The sequence below is a fragment of the Corynebacterium sp. HMSC064E10 genome (assembly GCF_001812505.1).
Classification (GTDB): Bacteria; Actinomycetota; Actinomycetes; order Mycobacteriales; family Mycobacteriaceae; genus Corynebacterium; species Corynebacterium amycolatum.
Window position 1 is genome coordinate 854766 of record NZ_KV809173.1, and the last position, 18739, is coordinate 873504.

Consider the following 18739-nt stretch of genomic DNA (forward strand, 5'->3'; position numbering starts at 1 on the left):
GCTCCTTTCGCGCTTCGAACCAATAGCCAGTTTTCGTCTATCGACGAGCGCTTTCCAAAGAGCGCTTTTCGACGAGCCCACGGTAATCTGGCCGCCGACCTAAAAGCTGTCGCCTGCACGTACCGCTAGCCGGAAAACCGCATGTGGCCTTACCGAAGTTCTACCCGACTTTTCGTCACTTTTACAGTTCGAGAGACATATTTAATCCCTTCAACACAATTTTCACCCTAGAGAGAAGATAACGGGCATGTTAAGTTAGTTCCCAGACCTCGTAATGCAACTGTTATCTTTTTCGTTACAGGGCGACCTCACGCATGACACGAAAGGAGTACCTACCATGGTGAAGAAGGCTTTTGGAGCTCTTCTGCTCGCAGCCCTTCCCCTGAGCGCTTCGCTCGTAGGCTGCTCCGATAGCAGTGCCGCCAAGGGGGCGAATCCGGAAAACGCCGGCTCTCAGTCGAAAATGGAGACCTCTGCTCCACTGCCTCCAGTTCCTAGTGATGCCGAGCTGCAGCAGACCACTGAACCGAATTCAGATTCCTCGCTGACTGAGACGAACGGCAGTCTAGTACCTCGTCCGACCACGTCATCGAGCACCGAAATCGTTGAGGATCCGTACCTGCCACCGCAGGCCTACATCCCCCCGACTTCCACAAGCTCAAGTGCGACAACTCCGACGTCGACGACATCGACACCTCCGACGACCACAGAGACCACAGAGCCCACCTCTGACGACATATCTTCGCCGACGCCCAGCAAGCCGGTGCCACTGCTACCGGAAGATAACTCGGAAAAGCCGAACGACAGTCTTCCGGAAGGCGACGGTGGTGCAGCAGCTGAGCCGAAGCCGCCTTCATCGCAGGCGCAGTCCCAGTCGGGTACGCAAACTACAACTCCGTCCGAGACTCCTCAGAAAACTCCTTCGAAGGAATCGACACCTCCGAAGAGCCAGACCTCTTCGAAGGACCAGACCCCTTCGACGGAGAAGGACACCACTGGCGGCAATGGGGCTAGCAATAGCAAGATTTCCCCAATCCCGGAAAAGCCGAAGGACTCCGGATTCCTGGGAAATTTCTTCGATAACGACGAGGACTAACCCACCCGCGGGACGGTCGCGACAAAGACGGTTGCCCCGTCTTGGCGCGCAGTCAGCTCAATATCAACTGCGTCGACAGCCGGAACCCAGGCCGCATGGCCGCTGGGAACCTCAACCACGGAGTCGTCGTGACGCAACGCCACCGTGCCCGCTGTAGACAACACAACCGTGGCGGATTCTTCGTCGAGCAGAACATGTTCGCCCGGCTCCAGGTCCCGCGAACGAAGGCGGAACTCGCGCACCGGCGCGTCATAGTCATTCCAGCCGTCATCGGTCAGCCACGACTGCAGCACCGGATCTGGCAGCGGTCGGAAAGAGAGCACGCGCAGTAGCTCCACGACATCGACGTGCTTAGAGGTCAGCCCTCCGCGCAGCACGTTGTCGGAGTTGGCCATGATTTCCACGCCCATGCCATTGAGGTAAGCATGCAGCTGTCCCGCACCAAGGTAGATGGCTTCGCCCGGCTGTAAGCGAAGGCGATTAAGCAGCATCGACCCCAGGACTCCCGGGTCCCCCGGATACTTTCGAGCCAGTTCGCAAGTGGTCTCGGCCACTCGCGAGAACTCCTCGTCATCGCCACTGTAATCCGCGCACTTGGCAGCCACGGCCTCGACCAGCTCATCGAGGACATCCTGGGGCAACGTCAACCACGTTGTAAACAATGCCCGCAGAGCACTCTCGTCATCGGCGGCATCGAGCAGTCCCATGTAGTGGTCGAGCTCCGGTACCGCCAGCGTCGCGAGCAACTCCTTCGTGCGCTCCACCGGGCGGAATCCGGCCAACGCGTCGAAGGTAGTCAGGGCGACAATAAGTTCTGGCTTGTGGTTGTTGTCCCGGTAATTGCGGAAATGTGCAGTGGCCGGAATGCCCTCCGCATTTTCGCGTGCAAATCCCTCCTGAGCTTCTGCCAAGGTGGGGTGTGCCTGCAGCGATAGCGGCTCATCGGCTGCGAGCAGCTTCAACAGGAACGGCAGCCTGCCGTTGTCGGTGTCAATTGCATATCCGAGCGCAGCTGCCGGATCCTGCGCAATGAGCTCATCCAGCGGCGTGCCGGCCACCGTGGCCGATGCCAGTGCATGCGCACCAAACCACAGTTCCGCCCAGGGCTTCGATGTGGGAGCGTCCGCACCGGTGATTCTCGCCAAATGTGTACGAGACCCCCAGGGGTACGACTGCAGCACGGGGTCCAACAGCTCCATGCCCGTATCACTCCTCTAATAGTCATTTCTGGCGCAAGCACGCCAATCTCACCGAAGTCCCAAAAGCCTTCGGTGACACCCGGTGATTACGCAGAAAACGCCGCAATCGCACCAACTCTGGCTGCAGCAACACATACTTCAACCAATGGATGATGAGTCTCCGCATCGAGCGCAGGGCACTCCACACGAGCCCATCCAACCTCGCCGTAGTGGTCCCGGTAGTGGCCCACATTGTTCGGCGCAGCTAAAACAATCGCCCCCAACGGTAGCACTGTCGCCCCTTCATCCCCACCATCAATGAACGGGTCATAGAAAATATCGCGGCTTTCCTGGGGTTCTGCAGCGAGCAACGCGCCCACACTAAGAGACAATTCGCTTATCGACGACGCTGCCGAGACCACGCCTGCCTCAAGCATCTGTAACGATGCCAGTTCCGCTACCGGTGCCAGCGCCGAGGTCGTCGACACTGCAAGCATTCTGCGGCCTGCCACCCACTGCGCTACCTGCCGCGCGGGATTAACTGTTTCATCTCGCTGCGGAGCACAGGCGGCAATATCGGCGTCCACCGCATCAGCGACTTCCTCCACGACCCCGGCCGGAGCCAGGGTGGTGGCACCACATTCGGTGAGCGCGCTGGCGATGGCACCGACATAGGCGGTAAAGGACGCGGACTCCGCCATCGCCGGGCGCGGAACCACAACCGTATCGGGGCTACCGGCGGCACGCAGTGGCCCTTCACCGGGATCCACCACGACCGTGGCAGCACCTCGCCTATCAGCTTCAGCCAGAGCTGCCCCCAGTGGGCTGCCGGGGTTGTCGTCACAGACGATGACCAAGTCGAGGGCACCGACATAACTGGGCAACTGATGCGCAATTACCACCGGGCAGCGGATGTCGTCGGCAAGCGCGCGCACGGATTCGGCAGCGAGCTGCGCCCGACGATTTCCCACGAGGATGACCGCACTGCGCGGCAGTGGAAGTTGAGCAAACGCACCCCCGCGAGTCGCGGAAGCAGCAGCTCTGAGACCTGCACCGGCAGTGGCCATACGGTAGAACAGGGCCTCTTGGCGCGGGTTATGGGAGGAGTCGAATGACGAGGTCATACTCCCAAGCATGCCTGAAAACGGGCGCGTGGGGTTGATTAACCGCGGATGATGCCAAGAACTTCGTCGACAAGAGCGTCGACCTCAGCACGCGTCGGAGCCTCGACGTTCAGACGCAGCAGCGGCTCCGTATTGGAGGCCCGGACGTTGAACCACGCCTTGGAGTCTGCCAGCTCAATGGTCAGGCCATCCATCCAGTCCGAGGACTCCGTGCGATCGGCAAACGCGGCCTCGATTTCCTTCTGCTTGGCCTGCTGCTCCTCGGCGCTGCCCAGGCGGGAATTAATCTCACCGGAGGCCTCGTAGCGATTGTACTCGGCCATGAATTCACTCAGCGGCTTGTTCTGCTCGGCCAGTGCGGCCAGGACATGCATGGCAGCCAGCATGCCGGAGTCTGCGTTGAAGAATTCCTTGAAGTAGTAGTGCGCTGAATGCTCGCCACCAAAAACAGCACTGTGCTCGGCCATTTGCGCCTTAATAAAGGAGTGCCCAACACGGGTACGAACCGGAGTTCCGCCGTTTTCCACAATCATCTCCGGCACGACGTGCGAGGTGATCAGGTTATGGATGATAGCCGCACCCGGGTTCTGCTCCAGGTAGCGGGTGGCCACCAACGCACAGATGGCCGATGGGCTGACCGGGTTGCCCTTCTCGTCGACGACGAAGCAGCGGTCAGCGTCGCCATCGAAGGCAATACCGATGTCTGCGCCCTGCTCCACCGTAAACTTCTGTAGGTCAACGAGGTTGGCGGGCTCCAATGGATTGGCCTCGTGATTCGGGAAGTTGCCGTCGAGCTCAAAGTAGAGGTCAGCAACATCCATGTCTTCTCCGAGCACTGCCGGAACTGTCAGTCCCCCCATACCGTTACCGGCATCGACTGCAACCTTCAGGCGACGGCCGGAGCGGATGTCGACCAGCCCATGGAGGAACGCCGCGTAATCCTGCAGAACATCCTCACGATCAATTTCGCCCGGAGTGCCGGTGTACTCCGGGATTCCGCCGACAAGCAGATCCTTAATCTGAGCAAGCCCGGTCTCCTGCCCGATTGGGCGGGCCAGCGAACGGCACATCTTGATGCCGTTGTATTCAGCTGGGTTGTGGCTGGCAGTGAACATCGCGCCCGGGCATTCCCTTACTCCGGAGGCGAAATACAGCTCGTCCGTAGAGGTCAGGCCGAGCAGGGTGACATTGAGCCCCTGCGCTGCCGCGCCATCGGCGAAACTAGCCGCCAACTCCGGCGAGGACTCACGCATATCGTGGCCAACTACGGCACGCGTTGCGCCCTCTGAACGCATGATGTGCCCAAAGGCGGCGCCGATGGCTCCGACAAGGTCCGCGTCGATGCCCTCACCGACAACACCGCGCACGTCATAGGCCTTGATGACGGCATCCAAATCGGAACGATTGTAAGTGCCCACGAAAAACCTCTCTGGGTAAGTATCAGTGTTGTGAAAAATGATACTAGCCACAGAGAGGCTCTCACAAAGAAATGCCGCGGCAAGATGGCATGAGCTGGGGCACGGCGCCCGCCCCGTTAGTCGTCCGAATCCTCCGGATCGCGAACTACATGCAGGTGACCGCGCGCGGATTTCCGCGTCGACGGGTGACGGCTGGAATCAATCTTGTAGGTCTGCGGACGGTTGTCGACCTCATCCCGCAACACCAGGCCAGTCGCGTTGCGGCCAGCTTCACGGACGGCTTCCGCCAATGCGGTCAAATCATCATCGTCCTGGGCGGGCGTCGGCACGTCGTAACGCACGAGCTCCCAACCCAGCGGTGCGGTGATGGAACGCGCGTGCTTCTCACAGAGATCCCAGCTATGCGGTTCGGACGCGGCGGCGAGCGGACCCACCACAGCCGTCGACTCCGCGTAGGCATACGTCAACGTAGCTACGGCAGGTTTGCCACAGCCGGGCCGGCAACAACGTCTAAAAACACTCACGGCATCAAAGTCTAGACCCTAACTTTAAGTTTCGATAGTTTTTCTCCCACTCCGGGCGTTTTCGCTTTCCGACGCTCCCCCGGAGCACCCCAGCCTTACCCAGCAAACCCGCGACATGGCCGAAAGTTGACCTCACCCACGTTGACAGGCCGACCGATTATGCTCAACAAATATGAATTCATCGGCTTATACTCCGCGCTCGTTGCGACGCTCACTGCGACGCGGTCGCGGACCTCGGGGACCTCTGCTGCCGCCGGAAGTACCTCGTTGGAAGAGCCGTTCAGAAGCTTTTGACCAGGCGGTTATTGACGCCTATGCCCCATTGGATCAGCGCTGGTCCCGACAACTGTCGCACCTGGACATCGCCATCGATACGATTCCTCGCATGCAGTTGCGCCCGGACATGTACTTCCCGGAAGAGGTTGTCGCTGACGGACCTGTCCCACTGGGACGGCTTATCCCTGCTGGCATTGACCGCATAGGCAACCCCACCCGCCCCTGCGTAGTAGTGTTCCGCCGCCCCATTGAGCGCCGTGTGTCGGGCCGAGTGGAACTGGACCGGATGCTGCAATATGTACTGACCCGCCTGGTGGCGGTATATCTGGGTATTGATCCGGTTGAGGTGGACCCTAGTTTCGACGAAAACTTCCTGTAGAAAGCTCTCTTCTAAGGAGCTCCCTAGAGAGCAGAAAAACCGTTCAACGAAAAATCCCCCAGGGTATTACCCAAGGGGAAACTGCGAGGTCGAGAGAAGGATCAAAACCGACCCCAGCCTTCCTAGCCAATCTGCCGCTTCAAACGGCGGCGCTCACGCTCAGAGAGGCCACCCCAAATACCGAAGCGCTCATCATGCTCGAGAGCAAACTCCAGGCATTCATCTCGCACACCACAAGCACGACAAATACGCTTTGCTTCGCGAGTGGATCCACCCTTCTCAGGGAAGAAAGCTTCTGGATCAGTCTGGGCACACAGAGCCTGCTCCTGCCAGTCCTGATCGACGGCTTCAAACAACCCCGAAAGGTCATCTGCCCACTCTGTCAACGGCCGAGGCTGGTTTTCAGAGGAGCTATCGTTCACAGCGATGTCACCCGCATTCGTCTCACTATCCACAGCAGAGCCGCCATCAAACATGCTGGACTTTTCCATGCCGAGGGCCTCCTGATGGTTGTTGCTGCGGGTCTTTAAATTGGGCTTAGTGTGCGAAACACACATTTGTGATTACACACGTGTAACCCACCATCGGTCAAGCCGAATAGAGAATTTGCCCCAATACTTTTCATTGCCCCTGAAGCCCCTCCCCCCGCGTTGGGGATTAAGTTCAGGTTGAAGGATGGTGCCTGAACCCTAAACCTGCCACCTGAACTCAACCACATTCACCACATGCCTCTCACCAGCAACTTTGGCGATACTTCGGCAATTCTAATCAGATATTGCCGACAAAAGTCTGACACGCCGAAGGCTGCAGACTAGACATCCGTCGAAAAACGTACTCCGTGATCGGGGATCCGGACGCCCGGCCACACACGGATACCGTTGATCAATTCACAGCGCGCACCAACGACGGCACCCTCGCCGATAATGGCATCACTGATGACCGTCCGCGGGCCAATATCGGCGCCATCGGCAATCACAGAGCGCTCAATCACAGCACCGGCACCGATGCGTGCGCCGTCGAAGATCACCGATTGATCAATCCGAGCTCCCGCACCAATCTCCGCCCCACGGCCGACGACAGAGCCACCGTAGAGAAGAGCGCCGCCACCGACCGACGCAGATTCGTCGACAAGCGCTTCGCCGTGCTTACCCTCTAGAAGTGGTGACGGCGCGATACCGCGGACCAAATCGGAGGAGCCGCGGACGAAGTCACCCGGAGTCCCCATGTCACGCCAGTAGGCGTAATCAACGTGACCGTAGACGTTCATACCGCGGTCGAGCAGCGCTGGGAAGATTTCACGCTCAACGCTAATAGGACGACCAGCCGGAATCGATTCGATAATCTCGCGGCGGAACACGTAGATACCGGCATTAATCTGATCGGTTGGCGGATCCTGGGTCTTCTCCAGAAACTCCAGGACGCGCCCATCCTCATCGGTCGGAACACAGCCGAACGCGCGTGGATCCGGCACACGTACGAGGTGCATCGTGACGTCCGCGTCCTTCTCCGCGTGAGTACCCAACACCGCGCGCAAGTCGGTGCCGCCGAGGACATCGCCGTTGAAAATCATCGCGGTGTCATAGCGCAGCTTGTCGAGGACGTTTCGGATACCGCCACCGGTCCCCAGCGGCTCAGCCTCAAAGACATATTCAATTTCGAGACCCAAATCCGAACCGTCGCCGAAGTGTTCTTCAAATACTTCAGCACGGTAGGAGGTGCCCAATATCACGTGCTTCATACCTGCTGCACGAATGCGGCCAAGCAGATGCTCCAGGAATGGATGTCCTGCCGTGGGCAGCATCGGCTTCGGCGTATTCACAGTAAGGGGACGCAAACGCGTACCTTGCCCGCCGACCAGAATGACAGCGTCAGTCTGTTCAGCCAACGTGGCTCCCGCCTGCTGTGCAGCATCCGCTCCCGGCTGGAAAGCGGAGCCATGCCCAGCACTCGGACGAACTTCGGTAGTCATGAAATCGGTAACTTTCTTCGATGGATCATTCCAACAGTCAATTAATTCCTACGCTTTTTGACCGCGATTATGACTTTGCCACGCAGGAACAGCCCCAAACGCAATGCCAGTCGCACAGGTGCCAACGCCGGCCCCGGCAGGCGATCTGACATAAAGCGGTAGGCCGACTCGTGATGGGCCTTTACGGTAATTTCTGGGTGCTTACTGGCAGAATGCCCCTGCGCGTGACGAATCTCTGCACGAGGACAGAAAATATTCCTCCAACCAGCCTTGCCCAGTCGGTCGCCCAAATCCACGTCCTCCATGTACATGAAGTAGCGGGTATCAAAGCCATCAATCTGGTCGAACGCATCCCATCGCAGCAGCAGGCATGCGCCCGACAACCAGCCGGCCGGTCGCTCGCGATCCATATCCGCGTCATCCCGGTAGCGCCGTGAGAAAGGGTTAGTAGGCCAGATATCGGCGAGCAGCGCGTGTCCGATACCACTGACAAGCTCAGGAACCGCGCGTGCCGACGGGTACACGCTGCCATCCGCCTCGCGAATCAGCGGACCAATCGCTCCGGCTTTGGGATTGCGCTGCGCGCATTCCAACAGAACATCGATTGCGCCAGGGGCAAACACCACGTCAGGGTTGACCAGCATGACGTAATCAGGATTAATCTCACCGGCACGGCGAGCCCGTCCCAGCTCCGCAATGCCACGGTTGGCGGCCGCGCCATAGCCAATGTTGCCGCCGGTGCGCAGAAGCTGAACATCCGCTCCGGTCTCCTTGGCCCGAGCTTCTTCCTTCTCCACGGAACCATCCGTCGAGCCGTTGTCGGCCATGATCAGACGCGTGGAGGCACTGGCGGCGGGGCCCAGCGAATCCACCAGCTTGCTCAGGTGCTCACCGGGCGAAAAGGTCACGGTGACCACACCGAGCGGAAGCTGTGAGGATTGCGGGGAATTCGAGGTTGCATTCACAAACCTAGACCCTAGGTCAGGACTGCACGCAAAGTGTCCTGCCACTCCGGAAGCGAATGTAGACCTACCTCACTCCATGCGGAACCATCCAACACGGACCAGGCCGGACGCAGGGCCGGACGAGGGAACTCACTGCTGGTACACGCCACCACACGCTGTGGATCGTGACCGGTGAGCCGAAACACTTCGCGAGCCACCTCGAACCATGTTGACTCACCGCTGCCCGTGACATGGAAGGTGCCGGTCGGTGCGCTGCTCGGTTTGGACAACACGCGATCGGACAACTCCCAGATAGCTCCGGCGAGGTCACCAACAAAGGTGGGGTTGCCGTGCTGATCGTCAACGACCTTAATAATTGCCGGATTGCCCTTGTCATCAGTCGCCGTCTCCGCCAGACGCATCATCGTGGAGACGAAGTCCTTGGCCTCTGGCTGTGTGGGCCCCGACCAGACCCACGCCGTACGCAAAATAGCGGAACGCGCGCCCGAATCACGCACATTGTTCTCCCCCACTAACTTGGTACGTCCGTACATAGTCTGAGGCGCGGTGAAATCATCAACTCGCAGCGCTCGGCGCTGCCCCGTCATCTCATCGATTGCTACATCACCGAAGACATAGTCGGTGGAGATATGAATGAGATACGCGTCTTCCTTTTTCGCCCGAGCCGCCAAGTACTTCGGTCCGAGTGCATTGATTAGATGTGCCGAACCGGGATCGGATTCTGCACCATCGACATCGGTCGCCGCTGCCGCGTTAATGATGATGTCGACGTCGTCAAGCAGAGGCGATGTCTCCACAGCATCCGAATCAGTGATATCCAACTGTGCCCGAGTGAGAGGGCGCACCTCAACATCGGCGGCGAAAGAATCACGCTGAAGCGCAGTACCCAGCTGTCCAGCCGCACCAGTTATGACAATAATGGGACGCCGCGAGTTGCTGTGGGTTGGTCCATGAGTGGCGAAATGCGAGACTGATATTTCAGACATATTCTTCTTTATCACTATCGTAGATACGATTGACACTGTGTTGAGGTGTAACCGGATACGGATTGACACTGTGTTGAGGTGCAACCGCACACGGTTGGACGGCTAAGGTTTATGTAGTTTCCGCAGCTGCTTACTGCCCTCCACGATGTGTGGAATGCCCACGCAGACATGCAGCACAAATTATATTTTCGAAAACGGTTTAAGAGGAGCCCCGGTTTGAGCAGCCACACGCCACGCGCGCGTCACGCACGCGATATTCAAGCGCCACCGTCCTCTGCAGAGAGTACCGCCCAAGCTTGGCCGCCGATGCTGCGCAATGCGCTTGTACTGCTCTCGGCCATTATCCTGGTTATTTCCGCAGTTGGCTGGTGGACACTCGGTAGGACCACCGACAACTTGGGTTCGGGTGGCGACTTCGGCCTGGGCAGTGAGAAGGACGGTGCAACCGATATTCTGCTCGTCGGCTCAGACTCCCGCACCGATGCCCAGGGCAACCCGCTGACTCCGGAAGAAATTGAGCTTCTGCGTGCCGGCGACGAAGAAGCCACGAATACAGACACGATTATTGTGATTCGTGTTCCTGCCGATGGCTCTTCCGCGACGGCGATTTCCATTCCGCGCGATACCTATGTCCACACCAATCGCCTAGGCAACACAAAGATTAATGGTGTCTACGGCAATACAAAGCAGATGGTGGAAGAGGAACTCGCAGGAAGCGGGGCTTCGCCGGATGAGATTGAGCGTCGCTCGACTGAGGCCGGACGTAGAGCTCTGATTGAAACCATTAGCGACCTCAGCGGTATCACCGTTGACCACTACGCAGAAGTTGGCCTGCTCGGCTTTGTCCTGCTCACCGATGCCATCGGTGGTGTCGATGTATGTCTGAATGAGGCTGTTTACGACGAGTTCTCTGGTGCGGACTTCCCGGCGGGCTCACAGACGTTGATGGGTGCCGACGCGCTGTCATTCGTCCGCCAGCGCCACGGTCTGCCCCGCGGTGACCTCGACCGAATTACTCGCCAGCAGGTCTTCATGGCCTCGTTCACCAATAAGCTGCTCGGCGCTGGCACACTGTCCAATCCCGCGAAGCTGTCTGAACTGGGCAACGCTGTCCAGCGCTCGGTGGTGCTCGACGACAACTGGGATGTCACCGGATTTGCTACCCAGATGCAGGGCCTCAGTGGTGGCAACGTGAAGTTTGAAACGATCCCGGTGACCTCGATTGACGGTGTCGGCGACTATGGCGAGTCGGTGGTCACAATCGATAAGGGCCAAGTCCACCAGTACTTCGAGACCCTGCTGGGCACCAAGGAAGAAGAAGCTCCGACGAAGGAAGAAGACGATAAGAAGGCTGACCCCAACGCGGCTGAAACTACAGTCAGCGTTTACAACGCCACAGGCATTGAAGGTTTGGCCAGCGGCGTCTCAGGTTTCTTAACGGAAAAGGGCTACACCCAGGGAGAGGTCGGCAACGCTGAGTTCGCCGGCGTTGCCTCCAGCCAGATCAATGCGGCTGACCCAGAGGATCCGGCAGCTCAGGCCATTTCTGAAGCACTCGGTGGCGTACCGATTGTCCACGATCCATACCTCGATCCGCACCACATCTCAGTGACGATTGCCGGTGACTACGACGGCCCAGGATTGACATCAGAGGGAATGGACACTGATTCGGGCGAGAGTGCCGAACCCGCACCTGACGTCGAAGATGGTTCCAATGGCGACATCATCGGCCAAGAGGGCGGCGAAATTCCGCAGGAAGATCGCCCCGCTATCGACGCCGCTGGCGTGACCTGCGTGAACTAGGTCCGTCTCTTCGGGGAGACCTCAGCGACATGTTCGATGAGGTTATATTCCTCAATTGCGGCTAAGGAGTCCTTGGCCTCCTGTTCGTCCAGCACGTTCATGATGAACCCGTTCTGGACGAACACCCAATCACCTACCACCAGCTCAGGCACGTACATTGCCGAGCATTGCCGCTTCTGCCCCGCCATATCCACCATCGCCATCGGCAGTGGACCATCGGCGATTGCCAAAACCTTGGCAGGAATTCCAAGACACATCGTGTTACTTCGTCCTCTCCACTACGGTCGGGGCATCCGCCGAACTACGGCTATCCGTTGTCATATTGTCCGCAGGTGCACCGGCATGTTCCTGCATCTTGAATGTCATCACTCCCGCAGGTGCCGAGCTACACGGTAAGCACGGATCAGCGGCCCAGATGGACTTCTCGACCCCCGCAGTCTCCCCGCCACCGCACATCTGCTCGGTGAGCATACGCGTCAGCCAGGGTTCATTCTGCGCAGTTGGCGTCATAATCTGACAATCCGTGATGATGCCGTCAGCCCCTGCCGTATAGCGATGTACTAACAGCCCACGCGGACCGTCAATCATCCCGACACCACTGCGATGCCCTTCAAAGTCAGCGTTCTCAATCGCTGTCGCGGCATTCGGATCGCACACATGCTCGCCGAGTAGTTCCCCGTCGGCAAGCACCCGCCTCGCCCAAGCCGCGGTGTCGGCGAGGAGCTGGCGTTGGGCGTCGCGTGGGCTCACCCCACGCTTATCGACGACAACCTGCCTGGAGACCGGCCCCACCCGGTAGAAATCGGCCCGATGACCTTCACAGCCATGTTTGCCCAGCTGCTTCGAGGCATCAAACACCGGTCTGGGAGCGGCATCGCCCGGACGGGATTCACGAACACGTGTGGGCCAATCAGCAGCCGGGAAAATCTCCGCCGCGGTATCGGTGTCATGCCGCGCGACTGCCAGGTAATTTCCCAGCGGCGCAAGCTCACCGTCGGCATCGACAACTGCCACATCGAGGCCGTCAAAAGTATCTGTCCAAGCATCAGGAGCATCGGGAGTGGGAAGAAGCTCCACTTCCTTGATTACCACCGTCTCAGCCAGTACCTCCAGAGCAGTTTCTGCCTCAGAAACCAGCGTCTTATCCACTGTCGCGCGCACACCGCCGGGGACGGCGACATCCGGGAAGTGCGACGGTGCCCCCGCTGCACGCATCAGAGCTTTTCCGGCACGCTTCATTGCCCGCGCCCCCTCGCGGTCGACGGCCACAAATTTGGTCGCTAGATTATCCAAGGTCGACCCGGCCGCCAGCAGCTCTCGAATCAACTGTGCGGTTCGAGGAATGTCGGAGATCCCGTAGAGGTCCTCTACCGCCCGCACGCCTGCAAGATGATGCACAACCGGGCACAGGCCACACAGCCTCTTGGTGATATCTGGTACAGCCAGCGCCTGCTTGCCCACGAGCATCCCGTCGATACGCGGTAGCCCTGAAAGGTCGAAGGCCACCTGTGTGATGGCGCCGTTGTCATCGCGATAGACATCCAGTCGTGCCTCGAATGGGTCAACAAGCTCATCGAGCTGGATGTGCTGGGTAACCGGAACGGATTTGGATGACATGGTCCGCCTGCGCCTCCTTTGCGCTGAGTGCTTCGCCATAATGGTATCTGTGCATGAGCTTGGATTGTTGACCAGCGTGGTGGAAAAGATTGCCGAGGTCTGCCCGGGACGCACCGTGACAAAGGTGTCAATGCGTGTGGGCGACCGCTCCGGAGTCGTCTACGATTCCCTCATCGCCGCGTGGCCCGTGGCCAGTGCCGCGACGCAGTGTGAGGGCGCCGAGTTAGACGCCGAGCTCATTGTGTCGACGGTCTACTGTCCCACCTGCGAGGCCGAGCATGAAATCGATGAATTCTATGCTCTAACCTGCCCCGTCTGCGGCACTCCAACTGCGGATCTACGGCACGGTCGCGAGTTTGAAATCTCCAGTATTGAGGTCAACGCTGAGGGCGAGAGTTAGACGCCGCTGTCGTGCTCGTCGGCAAGCCAGCTGTCGATGAGCTCGCGCGCAACCTCAGTCGCTTCCTCAATGCCGACAAGTGCCGTGTCACTGAGCCCCACCACCATGTCAGCCGACTCGTAGACCACTCCCACCACACCGACGCGCGCAGGCTCCTGCCCCAACAGGCGCGCCGCGGTGAGCAAATCCAACAAGCCGACCTGGTGCGCGGACAGCTTTGCCGCCAATAGTCGAGGAATCTGGTCACCGACGAGCTTAACGACGGTACCGGGATCCCCCGGACCAGCGAGAGCATCGAGCAGCAATAAGTTCTTGGCCTCCTGCACGAGGGGCAGCAACTCCATACCGCAGGTGCCGCCATCGATGTAGGCAACCGCACCCGTCCATTCGTCCCCCCGCCCGGCGATGTTCGCAGGATCATCGAGATTAGAGGGCGACCAGACCAAATGCGCAGAATCTCCGGCCTGAGTTGTCTGCCTCATGCCTGCAGATTCCAGTTCCGGGGCGAGGCGCCTCAGCAGTTCGAGACCAATGCCGTCGTCGCCCATGACGGGGTTGCCGATGCCAAGAACCGTCACCAACGGGGTTCCAGTATCGGCGCCGGTGGCTGCGTCAGACGTCTTATCGTTACCCAATGATCTCCTATCCAATGCGTGGAGAGTCAACCGGTTGCGTGCCGCGCGGTAGCCAGACAGAGCCACCAATCATCGAGGACAGACCACCGTGGTTGTGCACCGCATCGGAGCGGATGACCAGGTAGACGTGAATGATGGCGAAGAGCCAAATCAGGTACATGATGATTGTGTGAATCAGGCGGAAGTAACCGATGCCAATCCAGTGCGTGGGCATAGCCAACAGCTGGAAGAACCAGTTGGACTGATCCATCATCGCATATAGCGACAAACCTGTGAGCATCTGGATGAAACACATCGCGTAAATACCGGTGTATGCCAGCTGCTGCAGCGGATTGTGCGCGAAGTAGAACGGCCCTTCCTTGCGCAGGAAGAGGTAGTACTGCATCGTGTGCCAGAGGTCTTTAACATCCTGCTTGTTATAAATCGGCCATAGCGCACGCCATCGTGTTTGTCGGTCGTGGGTAACAAACAACAGAATGGCACGCCACAATCCCACCGCAATCCATAGGAATCCGGCTAAGAAGTGCGCGAAACGCACATACCCCATCGCAAAACCCGCGGCCGTGCCGTCATAGGTGCGCTCGGTCAAATAGGGCTGCATGATGTACCAGCCAGTAAAGGTCATCACCAACATCAGCGCCAGGTTCAACCAATGTTGAACGCGCAGCGCCCATCCCCACAGGTGAACCTCGACCCACGAACCGGAACCCTTCTTGTTCTCCGCAATGGCCTCGTCGAGTTTCCGCAGCCCCATTGCCACGAATCCTTCGAAGATGAACTCTCCGATGATATTTCCGTCTTTGTCAATGGGCGCGAGAGCGACCCCCATGCTGCGATGACCGCGGCCATGGTGCATGTTCGCGTTACGACGAAGTAGAACACCTTCCTCGCGGGACATCGTGGATGCCTCTACGACTGAGTCCAGTTCACCACGCATGATTGCCACATCGACCGTTTGATCGGCGATATTGAGACCGTGCACCTTAGCGATGGAGTAACGGCGATCCGGTGTTGCCGGATCGTACGAATCCGGGGTCAATTTCATCAGTGGCGTGCCGTCGAGGTGGAAAAGATCGTCACGACGACGACGCAAGCTGACCTTCAGCGCAAGGTCGACAGGATCGCGGGACTCGTCCGGGACAATTGCTGCGGCCTGAATGACCTCAGATGGCGACAACCAGTGGCTGGTGTGTGCGTCAATAACCGCAATAACCAGGGGGTTGCCCTTGGAATCCTTTAGTCGCAGTTCCGGATTTTCACTCACTGAGGGGGTCATGCCGTCGTCACCTTAAACATCTCCTGACCAGACGGATCCAAAACATGGACTGCGCAGGCCATACATGGGTCGAAGGAATGAATCGTGCGAAGTGGCTCAAGCGGCTGCTCAGGATCGACCAGCGGATGCGTGCCATCGCCAGCCAGCGCGTGCTCGTACGGGCCAAGCTGCCCCTTGGGGTCACGGCCACCGGCCAGCCACGTGGTAGGAACCACGGCTTGGTAGTTGGTCACCTTGCCATTTTCGATTTTGACCCAGTGGCTGAGCATGCCACGAGCGACCTCGAGAAAGCCCACGCCCTGGCACTTTTCCGGCCACGAGGACGGCTCCCAACGGCTGTTGTCGAAGACATCAATATCGCCGTTCTTCAAGGCCTCAACGAACTCTGGGAAAATGTGATCTGCCAAGTAATTGGCGGTAGTCACAGATTCCACGGCACGAGCGTAGGTGCGTCCCGCAGTGGAGTTCATCTGCTCAATGCGTAGGTCGAGCTTGTCCATAACCTCGTCGACCAGGCGCACCGTCTCCGACTCCTTCTGCAGGTACGCCAACAGCACACGTGCAACCGGGCCGACTTGAACAGCGCGACCGTCGTAACGCGGCGCTTTCGACCAGGTGTACTTTTCATTGTCGGACAGCCACTCGTACGGCGGTTTCGGTCCGGTGTAGTTCACTGTGGTTTCACCGTCGTACGGCTTGAGGCCGACATCGTCGCCTGCTTCCTGCGTGTACCAGGCGGAGTTAATGAATTCCTCGATCTTCTCCGGCTGGAATGGGTGGAGCTTGGTGTAATCACCGTCGAGAATGACACCGGGCTTGATGTTTGGATGCACGGTCTGGACACGGGACTTAGCCGGGTCGCCGGAGTAAGTGGCACCGGCCATGCCGACCGCCAGGAAGCTGTCGGAGGAGCGACCGATGTCGAAGTAATCCTTGTAAACGCTCATAATGGCGACTGCATCTGGGTAGAAGCAGTCATTGACGAACTCCACGATCTCATCGATCCAGGACTTGATCTGGTCAATGCCGACTTGGTTGACCGTCTCCGAGCGTTCCGGGTCTATGGAGCACGCCATACCTCCGACCAGGAAGTTCGGGTGGGGATTCTTACCGCCAAATACGGTGTTAATGCGGATGATAGAGCGCTGGAAAGCCAAGGCGTCGAGGTAGTGCGACACTGCCATCAGGTTGGCCTCGGGCGGCAAGCGGTAGTCCTCATGCCCCCAGTAGCCGCCGGTGAAGATGGACAGCTGGCCGGAGTCCACAATGCCCTGCACGGTGTCCTTGACTCGGGCGAAGGTTTCTTCGTTATTGCCCTTCCACGTCGAGCCGATCGACTGCGCGAACTCAACGGTCTTCTTCGGATCTGCCTCGAGAGCCTTCGTGACATCAATCCAGTCCAACCCGTGAAGATGGTAGAAGTGCACGACGTGGTCGTGAATCTCCTGCGAGCCAATCACCAGGTCGCGAATACGACGTGCCTGCGGGGGCGGTGTCGAGCCAATGGCATCTTCGACCGCAGCAATAGATGCCACCGAGTGAGTACCCGTGCACACACCACAGATACGACCAACGAACGCCCAGACATCGCGAGGATCGCGGTTTTTCACAATGGTTTCGATGCCGCGGAACTGAGTGGTCTCACTCCACGCGGTTTTAATCTGGTCTCCCTCGCGTTCCAGCTCAATGCGAAGGTGTCCCTCGATTCGGGTAATCGGGTCAATTACAACTTTTTCCGTAGCCATGTCCTATGCCCTTAGTTGTCCTTCGAATCGGATGCTGTCTCACTCTGCGTGCCCGGTGAGTTTGAAGGAAGGTCGACCATCGGAGGCTTTCGGCCTTCCACACCACCAAACGCAGCCAACACCTTTTCTTCGCCGTTGGAGCGCCTTATCTTCAGTTCCTTCACCAATGTAAGTCCGCCATGGACTGCGGTACCCGCAGCAGTAGCAGCCAGCAGTCCAACGCCGACCTTGTTCACACTGGACTCCACCCCAATACCCGGGATACCCGGCAGCTTGTCATAGAACGGAGTGAACTGGTCGAAGAAGTCCTTCTCAGTACAGCCAATACATGGGTGACCAGCACCGATTGGCCAGCCAGACTTAAGGTTCCACTGCACGATTGGGCATGGGCTAAACGTGGATGGCCCCTTACAGCCGACCTCGTAAAGGCACCAGCCGTTGCGTGCACCCTCGTCATCGAAGGTTTTCACGAACTGACCGGCATCATAATGTGCGCGGCGCGGACAGGAGTCGTGAATACGCTGGTCGTAGGCAAACTTTGGCCGCCCCTCAGCGTCAACCTCCGGAGTCTTGCCATAAGTGAGCACGTACGTCAGAGTGGCGGTAATAACCTCACCAATCGGCGGACAACCAGAGACATTAATCACCGGCTTGTCCTTGATAATCTCATCGACGCCCTTAGCGCCGGTCGGATTCGGCTTAGCGGCCTGAACAGAACCCCAGACAGCACAGGCACCAACGGCCAGGATTGCCGTGGCCTTCTCAGCAGCCTCGAGCAGCACTTGTTCTGCCGACTTACCGCCGATGGTGCAATACGCACCGTGCTCGCCGGTCGGGATCGAGCCATTGACCACCAGAATGTGGTCCTCGGCATTCATGTCATCCAAAGCCTTTTCGGCCGCGTGCCCGGACGGCGCCATGAGCAGCTCGTTATAGTCCATCGAAACTAAGTTCAGCACCACGTCTTCAGCAGTAGTGCCTCCGGAACGCAATACGGATTCCATACATCCGGTGCACTCCTGCAATTGCAACCAAGCCACCTTCGGCTTCTTTACAGCTGAGAGCTTGTCTGCGATTTCCTCCGCCGAGGGAGTCAGCGACTGCGCCGCGGCCTCACCGACATTCGGAGTTCCCGCGGCAAAAATTGCCGCCATGGTGCCACAAAACTTCATGAAACTGCGCCGTGAGACACCAGCTCTAGCGAGGTTGTCGCCGAGGGTGCCTTCCTGCCAATTCGCGCCACTAATCATTTTTTCGCTGCGCCTTCTGCTTAGTTATTAGGAATATTGGTTTCGAGGTTTTACAACTACCCAGGCCCATTGCCTATACATGGCCAAGTATAGCGACC

18 protein-coding genes are annotated in these 18739 nt (G+C 58.6%); 4 read left to right on the forward strand and 14 right to left on the reverse strand.

The genetic code is table 11. The features are described from left to right. Window positions 1-337: 337 nt before the first annotated feature. Window positions 338-1096: a hypothetical protein gene (locus HMPREF2860_RS05580; protein WP_070628648.1), complete on the forward strand. Its 759-nt coding sequence runs from the start codon at window positions 338-340 to the stop codon at window positions 1094-1096. Here HMPREF2860_RS05580 and manA read toward each other — a convergent pair. From manA to HMPREF2860_RS05600, 4 genes are all read right to left on the reverse strand, one after another. Continuing rightward, a complete protein-coding gene (manA, locus tag HMPREF2860_RS05585; protein WP_049182270.1) occupies window positions 1093-2295 on the reverse strand; it encodes a mannose-6-phosphate isomerase, class I in 1203 nt (400 codons plus the stop codon). The two genes, HMPREF2860_RS05580 and manA, sit on opposite strands and share 4 nt — an antisense overlap. A gap of 86 nt (window positions 2296-2381) precedes the next feature. Further along, window positions 2382-3398: a hypothetical protein gene (locus tag HMPREF2860_RS05590; RefSeq protein ID WP_048731659.1), complete on the reverse strand. Its 1017-nt coding sequence runs from the start codon at window positions 3396-3398 to the stop codon at window positions 2382-2384. A 38-nt stretch (window positions 3399-3436) separates the two neighbouring features. Further along, the gene (locus HMPREF2860_RS05595) at window positions 3437-4816 is read right to left on the reverse strand and encodes a phosphomannomutase/phosphoglucomutase (protein WP_080972929.1); all 1380 of its coding nucleotides are present in this window, start codon (window positions 4814-4816) and stop codon (window positions 3437-3439) included. 116 nt (window positions 4817-4932) lie between these two features. Continuing rightward, window positions 4933-5340, reverse strand: coding sequence for a DUF3499 domain-containing protein (locus tag HMPREF2860_RS05600; RefSeq protein ID WP_005509890.1), 408 nt, complete (start codon window positions 5338-5340; stop codon window positions 4933-4935). Window positions 5341-5512: 172 nt separating this feature from the next. Between HMPREF2860_RS05600 and HMPREF2860_RS05605 the strand changes: the two genes are divergently transcribed. After that, a complete protein-coding gene (locus HMPREF2860_RS05605) occupies window positions 5513-5995 on the forward strand; it encodes a metallopeptidase family protein (RefSeq protein ID WP_070628649.1) in 483 nt (160 codons plus the stop codon). Between the two features lie 122 nt (window positions 5996-6117). On the opposite strand, the gene HMPREF2860_RS05610 is transcribed toward HMPREF2860_RS05605, so the two are convergent. The 4 genes from HMPREF2860_RS05610 to rfbD all read right to left on the reverse strand — a co-directional run bounded on the left by HMPREF2860_RS05610 (window position 6118) and on the right by rfbD (window position 9915). Then, entirely contained in the window at window positions 6118-6486 is a 369-nt protein-coding gene (locus HMPREF2860_RS05610) for a WhiB family transcriptional regulator (RefSeq protein WP_005510060.1), read from the reverse strand. A 320-nt stretch (window positions 6487-6806) separates the two neighbouring features. Then, the gene (locus HMPREF2860_RS05615) at window positions 6807-7964 is read right to left on the reverse strand and encodes a mannose-1-phosphate guanylyltransferase (protein WP_038627889.1); all 1158 of its coding nucleotides are present in this window, start codon (window positions 7962-7964) and stop codon (window positions 6807-6809) included. A gap of 41 nt (window positions 7965-8005) precedes the next feature. Continuing rightward, complete coding sequence (locus HMPREF2860_RS05620) at window positions 8006-8929, reverse strand: glycosyltransferase family 2 protein (protein ID WP_049182273.1); 924 nt, start codon at window positions 8927-8929, stop codon at window positions 8006-8008. 11 nt (window positions 8930-8940) lie between these two features. Beyond that, window positions 8941-9915, reverse strand: coding sequence for a dTDP-4-dehydrorhamnose reductase (gene rfbD / locus HMPREF2860_RS05625; RefSeq protein ID WP_049182274.1), 975 nt, complete (start codon window positions 9913-9915; stop codon window positions 8941-8943). A 168-nt stretch (window positions 9916-10083) separates the two neighbouring features. On the opposite strand from rfbD, the gene HMPREF2860_RS05630 reads away from it, so the two are divergent. Next, window positions 10084-11718, forward strand: coding sequence for an LCP family protein (locus HMPREF2860_RS05630; RefSeq protein ID WP_371199666.1), 1635 nt, complete (start codon window positions 10084-10086; stop codon window positions 11716-11718). Here HMPREF2860_RS05630 and HMPREF2860_RS05635 read toward each other — a convergent pair. Beyond that, window positions 11715-11975 (reverse strand): HypC/HybG/HupF family hydrogenase formation chaperone, encoded by a 261-nt coding sequence (locus tag HMPREF2860_RS05635; protein WP_038627884.1) that lies wholly within the window; start codon window positions 11973-11975, stop codon window positions 11715-11717. The two genes, HMPREF2860_RS05630 and HMPREF2860_RS05635, sit on opposite strands and share 4 nt — an antisense overlap. A gap of 4 nt (window positions 11976-11979) precedes the next feature. Beyond that, on the reverse strand, window positions 11980-13335 hold the full coding sequence (locus HMPREF2860_RS05640; RefSeq protein WP_070628650.1) for a nickel-dependent hydrogenase large subunit: 1356 nt from the start codon (window positions 13333-13335) through the stop codon (window positions 11980-11982). 40 nt (window positions 13336-13375) lie between these two features. Between HMPREF2860_RS05640 and HMPREF2860_RS05645 the strand changes: the two genes are divergently transcribed. Next, on the forward strand, window positions 13376-13735 hold the full coding sequence (locus HMPREF2860_RS05645) for a hydrogenase maturation nickel metallochaperone HypA/HybF (protein ID WP_187271236.1): 360 nt from the start codon (window positions 13376-13378) through the stop codon (window positions 13733-13735). Here the strand turns inward: HMPREF2860_RS05645 and HMPREF2860_RS05650 are convergent. The 4 genes from HMPREF2860_RS05650 to HMPREF2860_RS05665 all read right to left on the reverse strand — a co-directional run bounded on the left by HMPREF2860_RS05650 (window position 13732) and on the right by HMPREF2860_RS05665 (window position 18641). After that, window positions 13732-14316 carry a hydrogenase maturation protease gene (locus HMPREF2860_RS05650; protein ID WP_070628791.1) on the reverse strand — a complete coding sequence of 195 codons (585 nt, stop codon included), beginning with the start codon at window positions 14314-14316 and terminating at the stop codon, window positions 13732-13734. The two genes, HMPREF2860_RS05645 and HMPREF2860_RS05650, sit on opposite strands and share 4 nt — an antisense overlap. Window positions 14317-14377: 61 nt before the next feature. Beyond that, on the reverse strand, window positions 14378-15646 hold the full coding sequence (cybH, locus tag HMPREF2860_RS05655) for a Ni/Fe-hydrogenase, b-type cytochrome subunit (protein ID WP_052155583.1): 1269 nt from the start codon (window positions 15644-15646) through the stop codon (window positions 14378-14380). Continuing rightward, window positions 15643-17391: a nickel-dependent hydrogenase large subunit gene (locus HMPREF2860_RS05660; RefSeq protein WP_038627878.1), complete on the reverse strand. Its 1749-nt coding sequence runs from the start codon at window positions 17389-17391 to the stop codon at window positions 15643-15645. The genes cybH and HMPREF2860_RS05660 overlap by 4 nt, the downstream gene beginning before the upstream one ends. An 11-nt stretch (window positions 17392-17402) precedes the next feature. Further along, complete coding sequence (locus HMPREF2860_RS05665; RefSeq protein WP_038627876.1) at window positions 17403-18641, reverse strand: hydrogenase small subunit; 1239 nt, start codon at window positions 18639-18641, stop codon at window positions 17403-17405. Between the last annotated feature and the right edge of the window lie 98 nt (window positions 18642-18739).

Bases quoted from the DNA above. Each gene is read 5' to 3' on its own strand.
- cybH (WP_052155583.1), bottom strand. From the start codon at position 15,646: ATGACCCCCTCAGTGAGTGAAAATCCGGAACTGCGACTAAAGGATTCC.
- rfbD (WP_049182274.1), bottom strand. From the start codon at position 9,915: ATGTCTGAAATATCAGTCTCGCATTTCGCCACTCATGGACCAACCCAC.
- HMPREF2860_RS05630 (WP_371199666.1), top strand. From the start codon at position 10,084: ATGCAGCACAAATTATATTTTCGAAAACGGTTTAAGAGGAGCCCCGGT.
- HMPREF2860_RS05660 (WP_038627878.1), bottom strand. From the start codon at position 17,391: ATGGCTACGGAAAAAGTTGTAATTGACCCGATTACCCGAATCGAGGGA.
- HMPREF2860_RS05665 (WP_038627876.1), bottom strand. From the start codon at position 18,641: ATGATTAGTGGCGCGAATTGGCAGGAAGGCACCCTCGGCGACAACCTC.
- HMPREF2860_RS05635 (WP_038627884.1), bottom strand. From the start codon at position 11,975: ATGTGTCTTGGAATTCCTGCCAAGGTTTTGGCAATCGCCGATGGTCCA.
- HMPREF2860_RS05610 (WP_005510060.1), bottom strand. From the start codon at position 6,486: ATGGAAAAGTCCAGCATGTTTGATGGCGGCTCTGCTGTGGATAGTGAG.
- HMPREF2860_RS05580 (WP_070628648.1), top strand. From the start codon at position 338: ATGGTGAAGAAGGCTTTTGGAGCTCTTCTGCTCGCAGCCCTTCCCCTG.
- manA (WP_049182270.1), bottom strand. From the start codon at position 2,295: ATGGAGCTGTTGGACCCCGTGCTGCAGTCGTACCCCTGGGGGTCTCGT.
- HMPREF2860_RS05640 (WP_070628650.1), bottom strand. From the start codon at position 13,335: ATGTCATCCAAATCCGTTCCGGTTACCCAGCACATCCAGCTCGATGAG.
- HMPREF2860_RS05605 (WP_070628649.1), top strand. From the start codon at position 5,513: ATGAATTCATCGGCTTATACTCCGCGCTCGTTGCGACGCTCACTGCGA.
- HMPREF2860_RS05615 (WP_038627889.1), bottom strand. From the start codon at position 7,964: ATGACTACCGAAGTTCGTCCGAGTGCTGGGCATGGCTCCGCTTTCCAG.
- HMPREF2860_RS05645 (WP_187271236.1), top strand. From the start codon at position 13,376: ATGGTATCTGTGCATGAGCTTGGATTGTTGACCAGCGTGGTGGAAAAG.
- HMPREF2860_RS05590 (WP_048731659.1), bottom strand. From the start codon at position 3,398: ATGACCTCGTCATTCGACTCCTCCCATAACCCGCGCCAAGAGGCCCTG.